The sequence below is a fragment of the Streptomyces sp. NPDC001709 genome, assembly GCF_053596375.1.
The window spans coordinates 1-20,095 of the sequence record NZ_JBSFGB010000077.1; the positions used below are offsets into that span (position 1 = coordinate 1).

Below are 20,095 nucleotides of genomic sequence, written 5' to 3' on the forward strand. Positions count from 1 at the left end.
GCTGATGATCGCTGCACGAGACGCGTTCCCCACCACACGGCCATGATCGACGATCAGGAGCTCGACGTCTCCCTGCCTACCGTGCACGAGCTCGTTAGTCCAGTACTACCTGATGGCCAGTGACGTCTTCCGGCTTCACCGGCTGCGCTGGGTCATGGAGACGTCTATGCGAAGTCTGCGAGCGGGCTGGTGAGGTGGAGGTTCACCACATCAGGTCACTCAACGACCTCAGCCGACTCGACGGGGCATCCCCCCGTGTGTGGCAGCTGGTGGCCGCACGTCGGCGGCCGACGACGTGAATGACCGCGCCGACTGCGACGGCCAAGACTGAGGAGACCATCAAGGCGATCTCCGACATGACGGCAAACACGACGTCGGCCTGGGCGGCACGCACCCGCCATTCGAATTCCGGATCGACCAGCCCCGCGGGATCCCGCACCACCTGTACGCGGTCGCCGACCCGGTCGTCTGCACCGCATGAGACGGCATCGGGGGCCGGCGTGGTAGAACCGTCATAGCGGACCGTGCAGTCATACGTGGTCGACTTCCCGTGGTGGACCTCGTTCCGTGTGATAACGGCCGGCCGGGATACGCCCCGTGCCTGCAGGACCAGTGTCTGGGACGCCTGCATGGCGCACAGCGGCGTGGCGATCATCGGCGCGAACATCAGCGTCAGTGCCAACTTCCGCAGCACGGCGGAAGAGGACAACGACATCACCGCGACCAGCAGCCAGACCACGCCGACCAGACACAACACGATCGAGGGCACCAGCATCCAGCGCAGCGGCCCCAATACCCCACCGACAAGGGGCAGTAGGGCGGCCACCGGAACCGACAAAGCGGTCAGCACCGGGCGGCGTGGATATTCCAAATCGCCCGCCCGCTTCCTCCCGGCCCGCTTCGTAACCGTCGTCAACGCATCTCCCGTCCGACCGTCATCACCGTGTCAACGATCATTCTCGGACAGGGCCGGACCTTGTCGTGCGGCGGGGCGCTCACCGGTTGCCGACCGTCTCCTGGGGCTGGCCTGGATCGCCATGTCCAGCTGGACAAAGTAGGGAACCGTCTGCGGTGTGTCAGATCCCCGCCGTGTCGTTCCCCACGGGTGCACTTCGGGCCGCCCGACCGTATTGGAGATGAACCACCTCGACTGCGACGGCTGCGGCCTGTGCGCCGAACTCCGCCGGAACCTGGACGAGTTGGATGCGTGGGGTTATCGAGTGGGCTCGGCCGCTCTTACGAGTGAAGCCATGGGGGACGCCCGGCGGGGCGGTGGCCGCCAGGCGTCGGCACTGCGCCTGGACTTGGGCACCGCAGCGCCCACCGTGCTGGCAGTCGACCAGAGGCCGTGAACGAGTTCCTGACCCCACGTCAGAGTGCACCGGCGCGACGGGCCGTGGAGTTCAAGAAGTTCCTGGCCAGGCTCGACAAGGAAGTCCCGGCCGGTCTCGATGTTCGCCTCATCCTCGACAACTACGTCACCCACAAGACACCCGCCATCAAGAAGTGGCTGCTGGCACACCCACGGTTCCACCTGCACTTCACACCAACGAGTTCGTCCTGGCTCAATATGGGGGAGCGGTGGTTCGCCGAGCTGGTGCAGAAGAGGCCCAAGCGCGGCGTCCACCGCTCCGTCCCAGCCCTCGAAGGAGACATCCGAACCTGGCTCATCGACTGGAACGAGCACCCCAGACCCTTCGCCTGGACCAAGACCGCCGACGAGATGTGGATGAGGTAGAAATTCTCGTACTGTGTGCCGGCACTGCACGAGCCCCAGACCGGGCCATCGCTCTGGTTCTGGGCTTCAAGGCAGTACCCGTGACCTACCTTGGCCTCATCGAACGTGCGCCCCCAACTGCCAGACGCTTCGTTCCACCACTCGTTGCTCGCCTGCAGGCTCCAGGGCTCAGTATCGATCGATGATCGGGAAGTCCGCCCCGTACCGCAAGTTGACCGCCAGGCAGCGTCCCGTCTGGCTGTCTTGGATTTGATCCCAGCCGTTCGATCCCTGCCAGACCGTCCATGTTTGGTAGTTATTGCCGGACTGGATGTGTACTCCGTATGGGGTCGCGTGTGCGCTACCGACGTTCAGGCCGAGGAGCGACCCCGAGATGGCTATGGTGGCTGCTAGTCGGGTGATTATCGCCTTCTTCGCCATGATTCTCCCCCTTCAACGGCTCCCGGCGTTCGCCGCGGAGTGGTCAGCCCATCCGGCCTCTCCTCGCACTGCCGCAGACGCGGGATGCCCGCGCGTACGAAGATCCATCACCAGGTCCGCTCTGGCGGCAGTTGATCGCGGCCGAACTCCTGGCTCAACGATCGATTCTCTACACCTTGGCGACTAGGCTTTTGCGCCAAGGACGCAAATGCTCCGAGACCCAGTGCCGCCAGGGACCGAACCCAGGGATGGCAAGTTGATACGGACTCGTCTGACGACCGACGACCTCGAACAGATGCAGGTCGCCGGCGCACCTGACTTCGGCTACGAACTCGCCCTGGATGGGGCCCACCTGGTCGATCGAACCCCCAACCGTGATGCGGTTGACCAGCGTGGCGATCCCGGACCGGAGGCAACTGGCGCACAGACCTCACCCACCGGCCCGAGCCCGTGGCAGCGGAGATCACCGCACCTGAAGCGAACGCCGATCCCTTCCCTATGCTGATGGCATGATCGATGTGCCAATTTCAGCGCTGGAAGTCGCGGTGGTCGAATCAGGGACCCGTGGCGTGGAGACCCTGCGCGACACCGCCGCCTTCGCTCGCAGGCTCGAACTACTGGGGTATCACCGGATCTGGTATGCCGAGCACCACCATTCGCCCGCGATCGGCGCGTTTCCACCGGTGGTGCTGATCGCTCATGCGGCGGCCTCGACCTCAGCCATCCGGCTCGGGTCGGGCGGAGTGCTGGCGCCCAACCATGCGCCCATCACGCTGGCGGAGCAGTTCGGAACACTGGCCGCGTTGCACCCGGACCGCATCGACCTGGGTATCGGTCGCGGCCCTGGCACCTTCGACGAGGCCACCGCGCGGGAATTGCGCCGCGGAGCCGGACCGGCGACGGACGCGCAATACCAGGACGACGTCGCTGCGATCCTGTCCTTTCTGGTCGACGAAGTGGCACTCGGCCCGCTGCCGGAGCCATGGCTGCTGTGCTCCAGTACCGCTGGTGCCGCCCTCGCCGCGCGACTCGGCCTGCCGATCGCCGTTGCACACCACATCCGGCCCGACAACACCTTCGCGGTGCTGGAGCGCTACCGTGCGGCGTTCATCCCGTCCCGCTGGTGCGAGCAGCCCCGGGTTGTGGTGTGCGTGGAGGCGATATGCGCTGAGACGGAGCAGGAAGCGGCGTGGCGAGCCGGGCCCATGGACGTCGTCAAGGCCGGGCTGCTCAAGGGTCTGAGCGAGATTCCCTTCCCGACGCCCGCGGATGCCGCCGCCCATCCCTTCACAGCAGAGGAACGGCAGGCGCTTGCCGGTTTCCGCGCACAGCAAGCGTGCGGGACGCCCGAGGCCGTCGTACGCCGGCTCGCGCAACTGGCCGCCGATACCGGAGCAGACGAACTCATGCTGACTACACCTGTCTACGACCTCGACGCCCGCGTGCGCTCCTTCGACCTCGTCAAGAAGCACTGCGAGGCCACGAAGGCACCGTGACGACCGCGCACCGAACCGTTCGCGCTGACCCGCCCGCCAGAGCTGCCCCGGGCGCCGACGCCAAAACGAGGGCTTCGCTCGGGACGACTTCCACATCGACTACGACCGCCAGCAGGTCGCACCGAGCAACAGACGCCTGAGTGGAAGACCCGCTACTCGGTCCGCTCCGGAGTGGAGGACCGTCAACGAGTTCGCCCACGGACACGGCATGCGACGCTGCCGCTACCGAGGCCAGAGAAAGGCCCACATTCAGCACGTCCTGACGGCCATCGCGCCAACATCGAGCGCATCAGCGCACTGCTGCCGACCGAAGAAGCACCCAAGCCGCCGGCCGACTGCCTTCCAGAACTACGTCGACCAGCGTGAGATAACCCGACCGAAGTCCTGGCGAACCCTAGGCACCTGACCTCGGCACCTCCGAGATCCCCGACAGAGTCAAGTTCAGGCTCTGGCACAGATCTTGGGGACCGGTTGCAGAGGGTGACAGTGTCGTTCAGTTGAAAGGGGGGTCACGAGCCCGGCTGTCTGGTTCATGCGAATCGCACGGCGGCGTCGGGGACCGGATCCCTGGGGGGCCAGGGTGGTCGGGATTCCGGTCGACGGCCCCCCGGGTGGTCAGGTCAGGTCGAGGAACACGACAGCCTGGAACGGTTTGCTCCGGCTCTTACGCGAGGGCCGTGAAACTCTCGCCACGGCCCGGGCCGCGACGCCGCCGCACTGTGACGGCATCCGCGCTTCTGGACATCCACGTGCCAAGACGCACGGATCCGCCCCTCTGTGGCGATCACTGGGGTCCGCGACGCAGCAGGAGGTGCGACACTATCGGCGCTGGTCGTGAGCAGCGCCCTCACATGTTCTTGCGGGCCTTCCCCTTCATCTGCTCCCCTTTCCCCTTGATCTCCTCGGCCGTCCCGCGCACCGTCTGACCCGCCTCACCAGCCGCGTGCCGGGCCTTTCCCGCGATGCGGTCTCCCGCACCTTTGCCGCGCAGTTCCACGTCACCGGTGGCACGTCCGGCCGCTTCCTCGACCTTCCCCTTCATTTCCTGAGCCTTGCCCCGGATCTTCTTTCCCTGATCAGACATCTGCATCAGCCCCTTGTCAGAGGATTCCGGCTTCTCCCAGGCCATCCGGATACCTCAGCCGGTACGCCTCAAACCCGGACTGACGCCGACTTCTGCCACGACGATCACCTCAGCTACACATCCCGCTCTGTCGACTACTCAGCGTCGGGAATTCCGGTCCGGAATTCCTGATGGCTGAGGGGCCCAGCCGTCGGCGACGGGACAGATACTCCGAAATTCCTTCTCCCGGGATTTCTGTGCACCTGGCGGACACGGGTGCTCGGCACCTGATCAGCCAGTGGCAGCGGCTGTTGCCGAGGCTGATGATGGATACAGAGGAGGAGGGTGAACGATCACGAGTGACCGTGAGCGGGAAGAGGCACGTCCCCTGTCGCGGAAGGCGAAGGCGACCCCGGAGCGGGCGTCGGCGACCGAGGCCATGCGGGGCGCGGCCCAACAGCTAGCCGAGGTGCTGGGGCGGGCTCCAGACTCCGTTTCCGCGCTGAAACCGAGCGATGACGGTTGGGAAGCCGAGGTAGAGGTCGTGGAGCTGGAGCGCGTCCCGGGCGACCGCAGGGAGGCGATCTCAGACGGCACGGCTACCGGGAGGTGCTGGCGGCAATCGTGTTCGTCGCCACGTCAGGCTGGACATGGAACCAACTTCCGCCCGGCTTCGGCTCATCGGGCGTGACCGCGTACCGCCGTTTCACCGAGTGGTCACAGGCCTGAGTGTGGGCCAAGCTGCATTATCTGATCCTTGACGAACTCGGCAGCCAGGGCGGGCTGGACGGTCGCGGTGCGCCATCGACTCCGTGAGCGTTCGGGCGGTCAAAGCGGGCCTGGGGTTCCGGGGGCGTCTGGGCTGCGGTCTGGTAGCGCAGGCTTGGGCGTTCAGTCCTGAAGGGAGCAGTGCGGGCCGGGCGGTCGCGTATGAGCATCGCGAAGAGGTCCTCGATGGAGAACCGAAGGGCCCTGGGCAGGTGTTCAAGAGAAAGGGCCGTCCGGACCGAGTCTTTGACTGCATTGTTGGGGAGGGCCGGAATTTCCGCGAGCAGCACACCTACAAGGTCCGCATCCCCGCGGGCGTCAGGGACGGCCAGGAGTTCCGGATCCGCGAACTCGGCGCCCCGGCAGGCATGGTGGCGCACCAGGCGACATGTACGTCGCCGTGCACGTTGACGGCTGACAGCCAGCGGTCGCCTTCGCCAAGCAGCAGCGCCTCCACACCGTCGCCAACAGCCAGTAGTTGTCGGCCCTGACGCTGTGGGTTGTTCTGGCTCTAGTCAACGACCAGCACGGCCGCGGGTACTCGGTGGACGCCGCCCGGGCGCTGTGCAACTGGGGCTGGACCACCCTCGGCGTCCACCGAATCGAGTGGTGGGTGGGCGGACTGCTGAGGCTCGGTCCAATGCCAAACCGGCTGGGTTAGCTCTTCTGTGGGGACGTTCCCAGCTCAGACCGTCTCTACAGGAGAGCTACACCCATCTTCCTTCCCGACAGCGCATCGGCCCTGCGTACGCTGACCATGAGTCCGCGAAAAGGGCAGGCGTACCGGGCGGCTGTACACCGCCCGTGTCGGGGCGGGCCGCGCGAACCTGTGTGCCTGGGCGAGGATCCCGGGCCGCCATACAAGGTCACCGAAGGGAGCCGTCTCCCGTTCGCAGGACATAAGCTATGTATCCACTGTGCAATTGCTGTGTTCGGCGGGTTTATGAGACAGGTAATGAACTGTACTGCGCAGATTGAAATCCCGCCCGGGTCAGTCAAAGGATAGCCCTGAGTCTCACAAGAATTTCCTTGAAATGGGCCTCTTTGGTGTGGCGGGCCCGCCTGGTATCGAAGACTGCTGGGCATGGCAACGACTGACCTCCTTGACCTGTCCGCCCGCGCTACCAGTGCCGATCGTCGCGCGCCCTGGAGATCGCCGGTGGGCCAACCCGTGTACGCGCGCCCGGCGCTGCTGGTCATCACTGTGCTCGCAGCCGTGCTCTACACCTGGGGGATCGAGGACAGCCAGTACCACACGTTCTACGCGAACGCCGCTCGCAGCATGACGGAGAGCTGGAAGGCTTTCTTCTACGGCTCTTTCGACCCTGGCAATTCCATCACGCTGGACAAATTGCCCGGATTCCTGTGGCCCCAAGCACTCTCCGCTCGCATCTTCGGATTCCATCCGTGGGCGCTGACTCTGCCTCAGGTCATCGAGGGAGTGGCGAGCTTGCTGGTCCTGCACCGTTTGGTGCGCCGTTGGGCCGGCGTCCCCGCTGCGCTGATCGCCAGTACGGCGTTCCTGCTGACTCCGGTCACTGTGGGGCTCTTCCGAACCGCGGTCGAGGACCCCGCCTTCACGCTGTGCTTGCTGCTTGCGGCTGAGGCCACGCAACGCGCGGCCCGGGACGGCCGACTGCGCCCGCTGATGCTCGCCGGTGTGTGGGTCGGGCTCGGCTTCCAGGCCAAGATGCTGGAGGCGTGGGCAGTGCTTCCCGCGCTCGCTCTGGTCTACCTGATGGCGGCGCCGATCGCGCGGCGGAAGCGGCTCGCGCATCTGGGCTTGTCGGCCCTGGTGATGACCGCCGTGTCGGCGTCCTGGATGCTCGCCGTCACGCTCACCCCGGCCAAGGACCGGCCCTATGTGGACGGCACCACCAACAACTCCGCGTTCAGCATGGTGGTCGGCTACAACTTCCTGAATCGCTTCTCGTCGCTCGGTATCAGCGCCGCCTCTACGGGCAGCGTGAGCGCGACGCAGGGCGGCGGGCGAGGCCATGGCGGGCTGAACAGGGCCGCGGGTGCCAACTGGCTGGGACAGGGCGGCCCGGTAGGGCAGTACGGCCAGAAAGGCAAGTCCGGTGCCGACTGGTCCAGCGGCAGCGGACGGCACGGCGGCGCCCTCCAGGGGACTGGCCAGGAGAACGACACCGGAGCCATGCGCGGCACCCACCGTCACACCGGTGTGTCAGCCGCTCAGGGCAGCCAGGCCACCCAGGGCCGAGCTGCCGGTCAGGCCGGCGGATCCCGGGCGAGCGCCATGCGACAGGCCGGCGGTGGTGGCGGCCTGGGCGGAGACCAGAACGGCTGGTCCAAGATGTTCGACACGTCGCTCGCCTCGCAGACCGGTTGGCTGTACCCGATCGCCGCCATTGCCCTCGCCTGCGGTCTGCTCTGGCGCCGGGGCAAGCCGCGCACCGACCGGGTCCGCTCCGGGTTCGTGCTGTGGGGCACTTGGCTGACCACATACTTCATGGTCTTCAGCGCGGGCAGCGTCGGCGGCCACACTTACTACATGGGCGTGATCGCGGTGCCGCTCGCCGCGCTCACCGGTGGCGGTGTCGCGCTGATGTGGCGCGCCTACCAGACCGGCGGCCGACGTGCCTGGGCGCTGCCGACCGCGGTGGCGGCAACGGCGGCGTGGAGCGCGTACCTAGCCGGCGAGTTTCCGTCGTTCCTGCCGTGGCTGGCGCCCGCGGTGGGTGTGCTCGGCTTCGCCGCCGCCGTCCTGTTGGTGCTGTCTCGTCCCGGTCGCGCCGCCTATGGCGGGCGGCTGGCCCTCGCCGGACTGGCCGCGTCCCTCGCGGCCGTACTGATCGCGCCGAGCGCGTGGGCAGTGCAGATCTTCAACCCCTCGTACGGCAGCTCCGGCATGGGTGCAGTCGGCCCGTCCCGCGCGGACAGCGGCCACCGCTCGCTGACTTCGGCGACCCCGCGGACCGGCCAGATGCCCTGGCGCGGTGGCATGGCGCGGGCCAACGGCGCCAGCGGCCGACGCATGGGCGGCTTCGGCGGCTTCGGTGAGAACGGCAAACTCACCGCGAACCAACGAAAGCTGCTCGACTACACCACCGCGCGCCAGGGCTCGGCCGCCTATGTCTTCGCCACCACCAGCTGGAACGGCGCATCCCCGTACATCCTCGGCGCCGGCGCCCATGTCCTGCCGCTCGGCGGGTTCAGCGGCAAGGTGCCGTTCCCGACCGAGACGCAGTTCCGGCAGTTGGTCAACTCCGGCAAGCTCCAGTACGTGCTGCTGGGCGGCGGCCGCGGTATGAGCCCACTGTTCGGCGGCGGGACGACGACCGGCACGCAGATCACCAACTGGGTACGGTCCACCTGCACCCACGTCCCCGCCACTGCCTACGGCGGTTCGGACTCCTCCGACGTCACCTCCATCGCCCCGGACCTCACCGGCGCGGCTGGGGGAGAAGCCAGGGCACAGACGCTGTACCGGTGCGTCCCCGGCCACTGACTTGATCAAGCAGTTCAGGCATCCGGCCAGACGGCCCCCGCCCGCGCCACTGTCGCCTTGTGGAACACGCAGATCGCCACTTCCCGCGGCGATCGACTCGGCGGCGACGGTCTGTTCAAGAAGCGTCGGCAGTAGCACCACCAGCCAAGGCGCCTCCTCATTCATGCTGGTGGGGGGGGCTGGGACGAGCGGACAGCAGCCACCGGCCCGCTCCCTGGCGGCCATGCGCCGTACAGAGTGGTCGGTGGTGCCCCACTCGGCGAGGAGCTTGTCGGCGGCTTCGGCGGCAGCCGCAGCGTCGCCGGGTGGGACGAGGACGGCGGCTGGGGTGCCGCAGGCGAGGGCTTCCAACAGCGCGTTGTTGGCGCTCGCCCCGGTGAGGGGCAGCAGGAGAATCGCCGCCCGTCGGTACAGGCCGATCAGCTCCTGCTCGCTGATCCCATCGAGGACACGGACGGCCGGGTGCCAGGAGCGCAAGGCGGCATGCCGGGTGACGACTGCCAGCTCGATCTCCTGGCCGTGGCGGCGGTGCAGGAGGTCGTGGACGGCGCCGAGGTTGGCGAAGTCCCGCAACCACCAGCCGACGGTCAGTACGAGCGGCTGGCCGGGCTCCGGCGGTGCAGCGGCGGGAGGGAAGGCGGTGGTGTCGATGCTGTGCGGCACCAGGTGCACGCGCCCGTCCGGGAGCGGGCCACGGAAGAACTCCTGCTGGTGAGGGTCGAGGACGATGATCTGCTCGGCCCGCGGGGCCAGGCGCCGCCACACCTGCAGCGGCCTCCTCAAGTTCTTGAGCACATCGACTTTCTGACACGTTTTATGGGCATGATCCGGCGTCGATCCGGCCGAAGACTGCCGCTTGCCGATCTTGCTCATCAATCGGTCGATTCATCAACAGGTGGATCTCTCGCCTCCATATCACCGATCATGAAGTCGCGCCGGGACCGCGGTACTCCAGTAACAGGTGGTAAGGCAACAGGTCGACGAACACTTCCCGGTCCTCCGATGCGTCCTCGGCGTCCGGTTCCCCGAGGATGATGTCGCCGTACCGGGTGGTGATGGTGTGCGGGTGGTCGGGGCCCAGCACCCGCAGCAGATCGGGTAGCAGTTCAGCGAAGGCTGCCGCGGCGCCCGTCGCATCCCCGGCCAAGCCCCGAGAGAAGGCGATATAGCCGCGTGCAGCCAGGGTGTCGGGGTGGTCGGCGCCGAGTCGGCGGCCTGTGGCGTCGGCTAGGAGGCGGAAGTATGTGCTGGCGGCCCTTACCTGTCCGGCCCGGATAAGGCTGAGACCCATGGTGAACAGCACCGAATGAGCGTCTGGTACACGCTGCACGCCCACCAACCGGCCGACGTCGCCGAGCACCGTGAGCGGGCCTCGCGGTACACCACCAAGGCCGACCCGTCCCTGTCCGGCATGGTCGCCAAGCTCCGCCGGGTGATCATCGTCGCCCGATTTAGGCCCATCGGCCCAGGCCGGCCCAGGGATGAGGAAATCCACGCCGTCCAGCAGGCATGAGCCGCAGCCAGCACAGCCTGATCACCCAGACCTGCCAGAACGTCGAAAGCCGAGGCGTGGTGTCGGACGGGGTTTGCAGTTGTGGTCAGGCCTGGGAGAGGTGCCAGAACTGTCCACTGGTGGTGCTACAGCCGTTGATCACCACGGCGGTGCCGTTCTTGGACGTGTTGGGGTACAGCGCGATGCACTCGCTGCTCAGCCCGGAGGCCAGCCACAGGTGGCCGAACCCGTCGGCGGGCCGCAGCTGCCAGGACTCCTGCGGGAGGGATGCGTTGCACGCCGCCTGGTCGAGCTGGGCGCCGTCGACGGGGTCGGTCACGCTCATGCAGTAGCCGCTGCCGGTGTTCTCAAGCAGGAAGAACCCGTTGCCGAGGTCGATCGGCCGCCACACCTGGTTCAGCTCGCCGTCGCAGGACCACTCGTGGACGAGCGTGCCGGGGTCGAAGCGGCCGTTGCCGTCGACCTCGGCGCACTTGCCGGCGTGGTCGTTGACGATGGTGTAGTTCTGGGCAGCCGCCGGCCGCGTCCCGCCCGGCGCCCGGCCGGCGGCGTGTGGTGCCGCCGGTCCGGCGCCGGCGGCCTGGGCTGACCCCGCCCCGGTCAGCGCGGCCCCCGCCACCAGTACGCCGGCCAGTAGGATCCCGGCGCTTCCCGTCCTCGTTCTGGTCATCTGGTTTCCCCTCCCGTAGTGAAAGTGGCGAGACGACTCCGCCTCGTCGCGCCCGAACGGCGCGCCGGCGGTGGTGGAACGGTGGTACGGAAGACCGCCGGTCCGTCGCCCGCTCTCATGGACGGGAACCAGTGTCCGGCGCGCGGTGCGGCGGGACATCGGGAGCCGCTCCCCATCCCGGGGCGGCGATCTCCCTACGCCTGGTCACGTCGCGTCGGCTGCGCACGCCGAGTTTGGCCAGGACGGCGGAGACGTGGTGGCCGACTGTCTTTGTGGAGATGTGCAGCCGCTGCGCGATCTCCGTGTCGCGCAGGCCCGCCTCGAGCAGCGCGAGCACCTCGGCCTGCCGGGCGGTCAGCCCGTCGGGGTGAGTGAGCGTGGACCGGCGGGGCGCACGTCGGCCCTGCCGGCGCAGCTGTTCGGCGATCCGGTCGGCGGCGGCGCGGGCACCGAGCCGTTCCAGCTGGTGCAGGGCCCGGGGGAGCTGCTCCGGGTCGCGGGCCAGCGCGAGCCCGGCCTCGTACGGGCAGCCGAGCGCCTCCCACGCGGCGGCGGCCTCGGCCGGGGGCAGCCGATAGGGCTCCGCCGCGGCATGGGAGCACGGTGTCCGGCACGGGCCGAGCCACTGCCCGAGTTCGCCCACCGCCCAGCCGTGGTCCAGCCGGACGGCCAGCTCGTAGGTGGGGCGGACCAGGTGGTCGGTCGGCCTTCCGGCCAGCCAGGCCAGCTCCGCGCGGGCCGCCGCGACGGGCCAAAGGCGTTGCAGGGATTCGGTGCGCTCGGCCAGGTCCCATGCGGAGTCGAGTGTTCGGGCGGCCCGTGGGTCGCCGCGTCTGGCCTGCAACCGCCCGAGCACGGTCAGGGCGACGATCCGGGCCGACGTGCCCGCGGCTGGATCGACGTCCGTCAGCGCGGCCTCGGCCTCGGCCCAGCGGCCGCGCTCGAACAGGCAGCGCGCCCACCAAGCGGCGGCGTACGACCGGTGCGCGTCGAAGTCCCGGGCCCCGCACCAGGCGATGGCTTGGTGCAGCCAGGGCTCGGCGGTGGTGTAGCGGCGGATCTCACCGGCGCCCGTGCCGATGTTCGTCATCGCCATACCGACGGCCGCGTCGTCGCCAACCCTCCTGGCCGCCTCGAGACTCCGGACAAGGGTGGCCTCCGCGAGCTCGGGTTCACAGAACCACTGGGCTGAGCCGACCGCGTTGAGCGCCTGCGCGAGCGGGTGCTGCTGTCCGTACCGCTCGGCCAGCTCAACCGCCCGGCGCCCGGTCCGGACGGCCTCGGGGATCTCCCGGGAGAGCATCAGCAGGACGGCCAACCAGGCATAGGCGGTGGCCTGGCCGGGCCCCGGGCGTGACCGGTCGGCCGCCGCGCGGGCGAGGCGGCTGGTCTCCAAGGCCTCGGCGCCCCGGCCGTTGCGCCACAGGTAGTAGGCGCCTCTGGCGAGCAGCGCGGCTTCCTGGGCCCGCTCGCGCCGCTCGCCCAGGCACTCCAGGGCCTGCCGCAGGGCGTCGACGGCCTCGTCGTCCCGGCCCAGGCGCCCACAGGCGTCGCCGTAGGCTTCCAGGAGCTCGGCGCGATCCGCCGCGGGCAGCGGGTCCGCGAACCGCAAGGCCTGCGCGTAGTGCTCGGCGGCCTGCCGGTGGGCCCCGAGCGCCGCGGCACGCCGAGCCGCCGCGGGAGCGTGGCACAACACCGCGGGGCCCTGGTCCGCCTCTTGGGCGTGGTGGGCCAGCCGGGCGGGCTCCGCGCCCGCAGCGGTCAGGCCGTCCAGGGCGTCGCGGTGCAGGGCGACCCGCCGGCCGGGCGGGGTGCTCTCCTCGACGGCCAGCCGCGCCAGCTCGTGGCGGAACCGGACGCGGTTTCCCGCGACGACGAGCATGCCGGCGTCCACGCAGGCGTCGACGGACCGCGCCGGGACCAGCGACAGCGGAGCGCCGTCGGGGAAGACCGCCACCGCTTCCAGGGCCTTCCGCCGGTCGGCGCCGAGCGCGGCCGCCCGGGCCAGCACGGCGTCCCGGACGGTCTCGGGCAGGCGCCGTCCCGGCTCGGCGAGCGCCTCGGTGACGAAGAAGGGGTTGCCGCCGGTCCTGGCGTGCAGATCGGCGACGTCCCGCGGGTCGCCGGGGCCCGCCAGTGCGGCGACGGCCGCGACCGAAAGCGGTGCGAGACGGACCCGGACGACGGTCCGGTCGGTGGCGAGCGTTCCCAGCAGCCTGCGCAGCGGGTGGGCGGAATCCACCTCGTCGTCGCGGTAGGTGACGACGAGCAGGCTGCGCGTCGCGGCGATCCGCCGCCCGACGAAGACGAGGAGGTCGACGGTGGCCTCGTCGGCCCAGTGCGCGTCCTCCACCACGACCAGCCACTCACGTGCCGTCAACTCGTCCAGGAGCGCGGTGAAGAGAGCGTGCCGAGGGCCGTCCGCCCGAACCAGCCCGGCCAGCGCACCGCCTGCCGTGGCGGCCATGTCGTGCAGCGGGCCGAGTGGCCGCGGCGTGTGGAGCGCGTCGCAGACACCGCGCAGGACCGCTCCGGCCGCCTCCTCGCAGAACGCCCGCACCAGCGCGGTCTTGCCGATCCCCGCCTCTCCCGCGACCAGGGCGATCCGGCCCGGCGGGCAGTCGCGTAACGCAGCTATGGCATGTTCACGCTCCAGCAGTCCCATGCCGGGAGTCTAGGTGTCGATGGGCGGGGCCAAGGCGGAAGCGGCCGCGCGGAAGCCCGGCGGGTGCCCGAAGGTCGTTTCAGTCGGCAGGTGGGCTGGGTCGGTAGCTGTGGCTGGCTTGGCCACTCCCACCGCCTGGCATGGGGAGTGAGCGGACCACAGATAGGGAGGTGTTCCCGATGAGGTGAGGCCGTCGCTGCACCGATGCTCGTGGTGAGAAAGGAGCGTGCGACATGCCGCGATACCTCGTTCAGAGACACTTCACCGACGGGCTGCACATCCCGGTCGACGCCGAGGGCGCCAAGAGCTGCTCGACGGTGGTTCACACCAACGCCGAACTCGGTGTCACCTGGGTCCACTCCTATGTGAGCATCGACAAGAGCGTGACGTACTGCGTGTACGACGGGCCGTCCGAGGACGCCATCCGGAGGGCTGCGGGCGCTTCCGGTCTGCCCGCCGACCAGGTCACCGAGGTCAGGGTCCTGGATCAGTACTTCTACCACTGAGCCTCGGCTCATCGTCGGGTGGCACTGCCCATGGCCGCTGGCGGCTGCGGCGCCCCGGGGTGGCCGCGGTGGCGCCGCCCGTGACACCGATGCCGGAAACCGGACGCTCGGCGGACCGCAGGCCTGTGATGCGGTGCGGCAGCACGCATGAGCACCACCCGCACACTGCGGCGGCTATGCACCGCCCGCACACCGCGGCGGCCATGCACCTCGCGGACCTTGGCGCACCGCCCCATCGCACCGCCCGAGCCGCGACCGGGGTGGGGCCCGAGCCGGCCCCGTCTGCGAGATCGGCTCGGCGGCCCGCTGCGTTCCGGTTCCGATGTCGGACTCGCACTCCTGACGCGGTTCGCGCACCTCACCGCCACTCGCCTGCGGCCCGCCACCGGCGGCTTCGGCGCGGATCCAGCGCCGCTTCAGCACACCAAGACGAGCGTGATGGACAGCACCGCGGCACCGTCGCCGCGGAACATCTCGAAAAGGAGTACAACCATGCGTGTTTCATCGGTGCGGGGCGGTCGCCTCGGCGCCGCCGCAGTTCTGGTGCTGACCGCCGGAAGCCTGGCTGTTGCGGCAGGGCCCGCAGGGGCCGCGCCGGCAGCGCCGTCGACGGTCGCCGACTGCGACCCGGCCGGCAGCATCATGCTGAACCCGACGACGGTCGTGTCCGGCGGCTCGGTGAACGTCAGCTGGCACGTCGTCAACATCGCCGGTTGCAATCCGGCGATCATCTCCGAGCGGATCTCCGGACCCGGCTTCAACGGCGACGAAGCCGTGACGACGTCCGGCAGCCGCACCGTCACGCTCTCGCAGTCCGGGCCGAGCACGGCGACCTGGACGCTGAGCATTGCCACCCGGTTCGGCGAAACCGCACTGGACGAACAGTCGGCCACCGTGGAGCCGGCGTTCACCGTGAACGGTCTGGCCGGCGCGGCGATCGCCTTCCCCGATACCTCGGGCACTGAGACCAAGGCACAGATCCACTCCGAGGCCCGGAGCACGGGCGCCCCGGTCAAGTCCGGCACCCGGGTGGCGCTGTTCAACGTCGGCGGCGACTACGAGGCCGCCTACCAAGGCGTCAACGGCGACCTGTGGGTGGTGGCGCCGGAAGGCACCGCGAACGACACCGGCCTCGGAATGGCGGCGGGGACCAGTCCGAGCATCACAGCCACAGGCGCGAGCAGCTTTACCGTCGCGTTCCAGGCCAACACCGGCGCCCTGTGGACCTACTCCTCCGCCACCGGCGGACGCAGCGTCGGCTTCGGGATGTCCCAGGGCACCAGCCCGAGCGTGACCCTGACGTCCGCAGGCATCGCGATCGCATACGTCGACCCGAACGGCAACCTGGCCGTCATCGACCCCGTGACCGGGTTCGGCGGGTACGGCACGCCGCACGCGCCGGTCGCGCCGGGGACGAGCCCCGCGATCACGTACATCCCGCACCAGAAGGATGCCTACGAGATCGTGTACCAGGCCCCGGACCACAGCGTGCGCACCGCTGACTACGCCCACGCGCAGACCTTCCCGACCCCGTTGGCAGCGGCGACGGGTACCAGCCCGGCCATCACGACCCTGCCCTCCGGCGAGATCGACATCGCCGTCAACGGTTCCGACGGCACCGTCCAGACCCTGACCTCGGCTGGCACCGCGACCACCATCGGCTTCGCCTTCCCGGCCGGCACCAGTCCGGCGATCGCCCCGGCGGTCGGCGGCGGCGCGGTGGTCGCCTGGGAGGACGTGGACAACACGATCAACACCTTCGTGACCGGCGTCGGCGTCACCAGGACCGGCGTGAACACGTTCCCCGGCAGCAGCCCGGCCATCGCGCAGATCACCAGTCTGACGCGCTGAACGGCTTCCGGGTCACCTGCCCCGGAGGCAGGACCACCCACCCGCTGGAATCCCCCTCGACTGAGCCTCTTCAGCCGTGCTTCTCCAGGGTGAGGACGGCTGCGGCGATGGACGTCAGGCGGTTGGGACTGCAGCGGGCACGGCGGAAGATCCGCCAGGACTTCAAAGACATGATTCGATCGCTGCCGCACCGTCTTGTCTCCCGGGCCACGCCGGACGCGGCCTCCGCACTGCAGGCTCTCGCTGAGCGGTATCCGCAAATACCGCAGTTGCGTCTCTTGGCACGCACCACCGCGCGTATTGCCGCTGCCAGCGCCGCCGCCCGCTCACCCCGGAGACGCAGCTCACTGCCTACCTCACAGAGCCGCGCTGTGCCGGTCTGCTGCTGGTGTGGGGTACTTCGACTGCACACGCTGGAACCATAAGAAGCGCGGCTGCCCTGCTAAGGATCACGACATCGACCAGGTCAGGCAAGACCAGCTCAACGCCACTGCCCGAGCCAGAGCCCAGACGTCACTGACGGTGTTCTCCTTCGTGCTCGACTGCCGGTTGCCCGGAGCGGACCGCTCACTTCGCTACGGAGGTCTGCGGGCGAAGCGGAGTACAGACTCGTGCCGTCGTCTGCGGCGGCCGCGCGTCACGCCTGCCGCTACCCGGCCCCGGTCCAGGGGATTCGCTGGTCGGGGTCGGGGTCGTGGACGGGGCGCCATACAGGGCGCGCAGGGGGCGTGCTGGAGCAGGTCGGCCAGTGGCGCCGCGAGGATGGGGACGTCCCGCAGGAAGGGTGCCAGCGGCCTGGCTGCCGCGCGCAGGGCGCTGACCCGGGTTTCGACACCGGCGGGTCCGGTGCCGTCCAGGACGAACAGGAGGCGGGGAAAGAGCGGGTAGCGCCGCCGCCACTCCTCCAGACCCGGCTCCTGGGGGGCCGGCGCCCCGGGGCCGCGGGCACGTAACGGTGAAGGCGCTCGTACGCGGGCAGCTTGGCGGCGAGGCGTTCGCGGCCCATGCTGGCCCGGTCGACTTCCACGGACGCCCGAAGATCGCCCCGTTGTCGCCGTCGGCGGGGCCGCGCCGGTAGTACAGCAGCACTGATGGCGATTCCTGAAAACGACCAGGGATACTCCTCGCCTCACTCTGTCCGGTTCTCAGAACCCATCTTTGAACCTCTGATGGTCTCGTTCTCGCGCCTCATTGGACGGCCTGGCGCGCATCGGGCCCTCCAGGCTGTCCGCGCGGTCGCCGCCCTGCATCACCTGGACGGCATATCCAGGAAGGCGGGCGGGGCTCGGGTGGTGGGAGGGTGGAAGCGCCCCTGGGATGTCGTGCCCGGGGGGCTCATGCGGCCCCATTCGCCCGGTCCTCCCCGATGGGTTCTCATCGGCGAGGAGCGGGTGCCCCGACTGGTCCTGGGTCGCGGTGTACGCGAGGAGAACTGAGATGCGCCATTCTGTTGCGGTTCTTGCGGGGGCCATGGTGATGACCGGTGGTTTGGCCGCCTGCTCTTTCGGCTCGTCGGCTTCCGGGGCAGGGACACCGACGGCCACGGCGAGTTCCGATACCAGCGCCGCAGCGCTGGCCTCGGCCGCGTTCGCCGCCCCGGCCGCCTCCGGTAAGCAGCCTGCAGGGGTCACCTACAACACCGGCCTCGTGCCGACCGGGGCGACGGCCACCATCAAAACCAAGGTCGAGGACGGGGGGAGGGAGATCACCCTCGCCGTGTCGGGGCTGCGCCCCAACCGCACGTACGGTTCCCACGTACACGCCAAGGCGTGCGGGGCGAAGCCCGCCGACTCCGGTCCGCATTACCAGGACAAGAAGGACCCGGTGCAGCCCTCGGTCGACCCGGCGTACGCCAACAAGAACAACGAGGTCTGGCTGGACTTCACGACCGATGCCAAGGGCGAGGCCACCATGACCTCGCATGTGAAGTGGGCCTTCCGCAAGGGCCAGGCGAACTCAGTGGTGATCCACGCGAATCGCACCAGCACCGAACCCGGCATGGCCGGCATGGCCGGCGACCGTCTCGCCTGTCTCACCGTCCCCTTCTCGTAGGCGATCCCACGCCCCGGCAAACGATGGACGCGTCCGCGGGCCGGGGCCGGGCAGGCGGACGCCGCACTGACCAAGGACGCTGGCCAGTCCGGGATACACCCCGTCAGGCCTTGCGGCCCAGCGGGACTCCGTAACACACGACGGGTGGAGTGCCCCCACGCCCCGAGGGAGGGCCAGGAACGCCCCCATGGCTCGGAGAGCACCGATCACGCGACGAGAGCCCCGTCACTCTCAGCCAGCGAAAGGCCGTCAGGCGGCCGCTCAGACGCGAGCCGGCTGTGGCCGTTAGCTGCAGGAGGGTGATGCGGACCATCAGAAGAGAGCGGGCTCCTCTGTGGGCGGCCGTGGCGGCGGACATGCCGGGGCTGGCGTCGATGGGCGACTACGGCTTCGGGCCCCTGCCAACACCGTGGGGCGAGTTCACTGGCACCTACGTGACGGTCACTGATGCCCTCGCCGCGGCGGAGGAGGCCGGCGGCCTCCTGGCGTGCTTCTCCTTCGACGACTCCGGCGAGTACGAGCGCAGTCTGCGCCGGGACGCGGACGGATGGCGCTACGAGGTGGCGCTGTACCCGCGGGGGACCCTGCGGGAACTAGTGAAGAGCAGCTGGTTCGACGCCAAACGAAAAGGACCAGGCCATCGATCAGCTGATCCGGGCCCTGGCCACCTATGTACCCGAGGGCCTGCGGCGCCCGGGTCTGGACACTGTGCAGCGGCCGTCAACCACCCGTGTGCCGCGCATCGGCTGGGCACAGAGCCTGCCGGTGGCCGGGATGGAGACGTGGGAGGACGTGCGCCTGGCGGAGAAGGAACTGCCCCTGTTCGACCTGGCGCAGCTCGCCGACGGCCCTGGCGACATGTGCCTGACGCTGCCCGAGGAGACCTTCGCCCTGCTCCGCGCTCACGGCCTGGCCGCCCGCCCAGTGCGCCGGCTACGGCGCGCCGGTGACCGACCGGCACCCGCACTGGCCAGGTGTGCTGGTCAGCTCGGAGAACGAGTGCGGACCGGGTTGGGCACGTCCTCAATGCCGCACAGGCCCGTCCGGCCGGGAAGCTGACCGGCAAGGAGCAGAAGGTCCAGTGCCGGAATTGCGACGTGCATGTGACCGAGCAGCACCCTGACTGGCCGGGGGTATGGACGCAAGCTGGCGGATACTGCAGCCCGATTTGCGCCGTGGTCGGCTCCGGGGCCGACGACGCGACCGAGTACGACCTGGTCGACTGCGTCTACCCGCACATCCCCGCCGGCGCCGACAGCCCGGCCGCCGCAGCTATCAATCGCTGTTCGTCCCGCGGAGCGCGGACCCGTCGGCGGATCAACGAGATGTGATGAGCACGGAGATGAAGGTCACCGTGCCCATGAGCATGACCGACCAGACGCTGGCCTGCCACGCCAGCGAGCACGCCGAGCGAGGGCAGCCAGACAGGTCTCATCTTCCCTGGCTATTGCGCTAGGCAATCGCGCTTACGCGGGAACGGGATGCGTACGGCGGTAGGTGGTCAGAAGAGTGTTGAGGTAAGCCTCGTAGGCGGTAGCGAGGCCGGGATCTGTGAGGATGAGGGTATTTTCGGCGTTGGTTTCGGCGTGTTCAGAGTAGTTATAGGAGCCGGTCACGACTGTTTGGCCGTCGATGACCAGGACCTTGTTGTGCATGAAGTCTTGCTCTTTGCCAGGTGTGTAGGGGTGACTGGGCGCGGCGGCGAAGCGGGGATCATCCACGAACCAGAACAAAGCGGGGTCCTGGTGGCTGCTGCGGCGGGCATCAGCCATGCCGCCCGGGTCATGGGCCTTCCCCCGTGATGGTGGACACGCTTCGTTGATCATGCGGCGAGCGTGAGCTTAGCCGCGTGGTGTCGGCGTTCGTATTCGTTGGGGCTGA

General features: G+C 69.1%; 16 protein-coding genes and 5 pseudogenes. 13 read left to right on the forward strand and 8 right to left on the reverse strand.

The features are described 5' to 3' along the window. Positions 1–202 precede the first annotated feature (202 nt). Complete coding sequence (locus tag ACWC0C_RS46070) at positions 203–916, reverse strand: hypothetical protein (RefSeq protein WP_450871016.1); 714 nt, start codon at positions 914–916, stop codon at positions 203–205. A gap of 220 nt (positions 917–1,136) precedes the next feature. Here ACWC0C_RS46070 and ACWC0C_RS46075 point away from each other — a divergent pair, with 220 nt between their 5' ends. Both ACWC0C_RS46075 and ACWC0C_RS46080 read left to right on the forward strand, forming a co-directional pair. Next, a complete protein-coding gene (locus ACWC0C_RS46075; protein WP_450871017.1) occupies positions 1,137–1,352 on the forward strand; it encodes a hypothetical protein in 216 nt (71 codons plus the stop codon). A 38-nt stretch (positions 1,353–1,390) separates the two neighbouring features. Then, positions 1,391–1,738 (forward strand): annotated as a pseudogene (locus ACWC0C_RS46080) (transposase); the annotation flags it as partial. Positions 1,739–1,906: 168 nt separating this feature from the next. Here ACWC0C_RS46080 and ACWC0C_RS46085 read toward each other — a convergent pair. Next, a complete protein-coding gene (locus ACWC0C_RS46085; RefSeq protein ID WP_449201619.1) occupies positions 1,907–2,158 on the reverse strand; it encodes a hypothetical protein in 252 nt (83 codons plus the stop codon). 509 nt (positions 2,159–2,667) lie between these two features. Here ACWC0C_RS46085 and ACWC0C_RS46090 point away from each other — a divergent pair. Together ACWC0C_RS46090 and ACWC0C_RS46095 are read left to right on the forward strand one after the other, a co-directional pair. Continuing rightward, positions 2,668–3,654 carry an MsnO8 family LLM class oxidoreductase gene (locus tag ACWC0C_RS46090; protein ID WP_450871018.1) on the forward strand — a complete coding sequence of 329 codons (987 nt, stop codon included), beginning with the start codon at positions 2,668–2,670 and terminating at the stop codon, positions 3,652–3,654. A gap of 88 nt (positions 3,655–3,742) precedes the next feature. Next, a pseudogene (locus tag ACWC0C_RS46095) lies at positions 3,743–4,060 on the forward strand (hypothetical protein); the annotation flags it as partial. Positions 4,061–4,501: 441 nt separating this feature from the next. On the opposite strand, the gene ACWC0C_RS46100 reads toward ACWC0C_RS46095, so the two are convergent. Beyond that, on the reverse strand, positions 4,502–4,783 hold the full coding sequence (locus ACWC0C_RS46100; protein ID WP_449201917.1) for a CsbD family protein: 282 nt from the start codon (positions 4,781–4,783) through the stop codon (positions 4,502–4,504). Positions 4,784–5,105: 322 nt separating this feature from the next. Between ACWC0C_RS46100 and gvpO the strand changes: the two are divergent. From gvpO to ACWC0C_RS46115, 3 genes and pseudogenes are all read left to right on the forward strand, one after another. Further along, positions 5,106–5,282: pseudogene (gene gvpO, locus ACWC0C_RS46105) on the forward strand (gas vesicle protein GvpO); the annotation flags it as partial. Continuing rightward, positions 5,279–5,559: pseudogene (locus ACWC0C_RS46110) on the forward strand (transposase); the annotation flags it as partial. The pseudogenes gvpO and ACWC0C_RS46110, both read left to right, overlap by 4 nt. A gap of 1,085 nt (positions 5,560–6,644) precedes the next feature. Next, positions 6,645–8,957 carry an ArnT family glycosyltransferase gene (locus tag ACWC0C_RS46115; RefSeq protein WP_450871020.1) on the forward strand — a complete coding sequence of 771 codons (2,313 nt, stop codon included), beginning with the start codon at positions 6,645–6,647 and terminating at the stop codon, positions 8,955–8,957. Positions 8,958–9,879: 922 nt separating this feature from the next. Here ACWC0C_RS46115 and ACWC0C_RS46120 read toward each other — a convergent pair. Then, complete coding sequence (locus tag ACWC0C_RS46120) at positions 9,880–10,260, reverse strand: hypothetical protein (RefSeq protein ID WP_450871022.1); 381 nt, start codon at positions 10,258–10,260, stop codon at positions 9,880–9,882. Positions 10,261–10,263: 3 nt separating this feature from the next. Between ACWC0C_RS46120 and ACWC0C_RS46125 the strand changes: the two genes are divergently transcribed. Continuing rightward, a complete protein-coding gene (locus ACWC0C_RS46125; RefSeq protein ID WP_450871024.1) occupies positions 10,264–10,470 on the forward strand; it encodes a hypothetical protein in 207 nt (68 codons plus the stop codon). Between the two features lie 85 nt (positions 10,471–10,555). Here ACWC0C_RS46125 and ACWC0C_RS46130 read toward each other — a convergent pair whose 3' ends face one another. Both ACWC0C_RS46130 and ACWC0C_RS46135 read right to left on the reverse strand, forming a co-directional pair. Next, positions 10,556–11,140 carry an RICIN domain-containing protein gene (locus ACWC0C_RS46130; RefSeq protein ID WP_449201924.1) on the reverse strand — a complete coding sequence of 195 codons (585 nt, stop codon included), beginning with the start codon at positions 11,138–11,140 and terminating at the stop codon, positions 10,556–10,558. Between the two features lie 115 nt (positions 11,141–11,255). Then, positions 11,256–13,805 (reverse strand): ATP-binding protein, encoded by a 2,550-nt coding sequence (locus tag ACWC0C_RS46135; RefSeq protein WP_450871026.1) that lies wholly within the window; start codon positions 13,803–13,805, stop codon positions 11,256–11,258. A 233-nt stretch (positions 13,806–14,038) separates the two neighbouring features. Here ACWC0C_RS46135 and ACWC0C_RS46140 point away from each other — a divergent pair, with 233 nt between their 5' ends. Then, positions 14,039–14,311 (forward strand): DUF4242 domain-containing protein, encoded by a 273-nt coding sequence (locus ACWC0C_RS46140; RefSeq protein ID WP_450871027.1) that lies wholly within the window; start codon positions 14,039–14,041, stop codon positions 14,309–14,311. A 492-nt stretch (positions 14,312–14,803) separates the two neighbouring features. Then, positions 14,804–16,162: a hypothetical protein gene (locus ACWC0C_RS46145; RefSeq protein ID WP_450871029.1), complete on the forward strand. Its 1,359-nt coding sequence runs from the start codon at positions 14,804–14,806 to the stop codon at positions 16,160–16,162. A gap of 70 nt (positions 16,163–16,232) precedes the next feature. Here ACWC0C_RS46145 and ACWC0C_RS46150 read toward each other — a convergent pair. After that, positions 16,233–16,337, reverse strand: a pseudogene (locus ACWC0C_RS46150) (IS5/IS1182 family transposase); the annotation flags it as partial. A 1,262-nt stretch (positions 16,338–17,599) separates the two neighbouring features. On the opposite strand from ACWC0C_RS46150, the gene ACWC0C_RS46155 reads away from it, so the two are divergent. The 3 genes from ACWC0C_RS46155 (at position 17,600) to ACWC0C_RS46165 (ending at position 19,545) form a co-directional block, all read left to right on the forward strand. Beyond that, positions 17,600–18,214, forward strand: coding sequence for a superoxide dismutase family protein (locus ACWC0C_RS46155; protein WP_450871030.1), 615 nt, complete (start codon positions 17,600–17,602; stop codon positions 18,212–18,214). Positions 18,215–18,946: 732 nt separating this feature from the next. Further along, positions 18,947–19,273, forward strand: coding sequence for a hypothetical protein (locus ACWC0C_RS46160; RefSeq protein WP_450871031.1), 327 nt, complete (start codon positions 18,947–18,949; stop codon positions 19,271–19,273). Positions 19,274–19,389: 116 nt separating this feature from the next. Continuing rightward, complete coding sequence (locus ACWC0C_RS46165) at positions 19,390–19,545, forward strand: hypothetical protein (protein ID WP_450871032.1); 156 nt, start codon at positions 19,390–19,392, stop codon at positions 19,543–19,545. A 135-nt stretch (positions 19,546–19,680) separates the two neighbouring features. Here the strand turns inward: ACWC0C_RS46165 and ACWC0C_RS46170 are convergent, their stop codons facing one another. Continuing rightward, positions 19,681–20,040, reverse strand: coding sequence for a phospholipase D-like domain-containing protein (locus tag ACWC0C_RS46170; RefSeq protein WP_450871033.1), 360 nt, complete (start codon positions 20,038–20,040; stop codon positions 19,681–19,683). Positions 20,041–20,095: the final 55 nt, after the last annotated feature.

Coding starts and splice junctions, on each gene's coding strand:
- ACWC0C_RS46130 (WP_449201924.1), bottom strand. CDS start 11,140: ATGACCAGAACGAGGACGGGAAGCGCCGGGATCCTACTGGCCGGCGTA.
- ACWC0C_RS46100 (WP_449201917.1), bottom strand. CDS start 4,783: ATGGCCTGGGAGAAGCCGGAATCCTCTGACAAGGGGCTGATGCAGATG.
- ACWC0C_RS46090 (WP_450871018.1), top strand. CDS start 2,668: ATGATCGATGTGCCAATTTCAGCGCTGGAAGTCGCGGTGGTCGAATCA.
- ACWC0C_RS46085 (WP_449201619.1), bottom strand. CDS start 2,158: ATGGCGAAGAAGGCGATAATCACCCGACTAGCAGCCACCATAGCCATC.
- ACWC0C_RS46145 (WP_450871029.1), top strand. CDS start 14,804: ATGCGTGTTTCATCGGTGCGGGGCGGTCGCCTCGGCGCCGCCGCAGTT.
- ACWC0C_RS46075 (WP_450871017.1), top strand. CDS start 1,137: ATGAACCACCTCGACTGCGACGGCTGCGGCCTGTGCGCCGAACTCCGC.
- ACWC0C_RS46155 (WP_450871030.1), top strand. CDS start 17,600: ATGCGCCATTCTGTTGCGGTTCTTGCGGGGGCCATGGTGATGACCGGT.
- ACWC0C_RS46125 (WP_450871024.1), top strand. CDS start 10,264: ATGAGCGTCTGGTACACGCTGCACGCCCACCAACCGGCCGACGTCGCC.
- ACWC0C_RS46170 (WP_450871033.1), bottom strand. CDS start 20,040: ATGATCAACGAAGCGTGTCCACCATCACGGGGGAAGGCCCATGACCCG.
- ACWC0C_RS46135 (WP_450871026.1), bottom strand. CDS start 13,805: ATGGGACTGCTGGAGCGTGAACATGCCATAGCTGCGTTACGCGACTGC.
- ACWC0C_RS46140 (WP_450871027.1), top strand. CDS start 14,039: ATGCCGCGATACCTCGTTCAGAGACACTTCACCGACGGGCTGCACATC.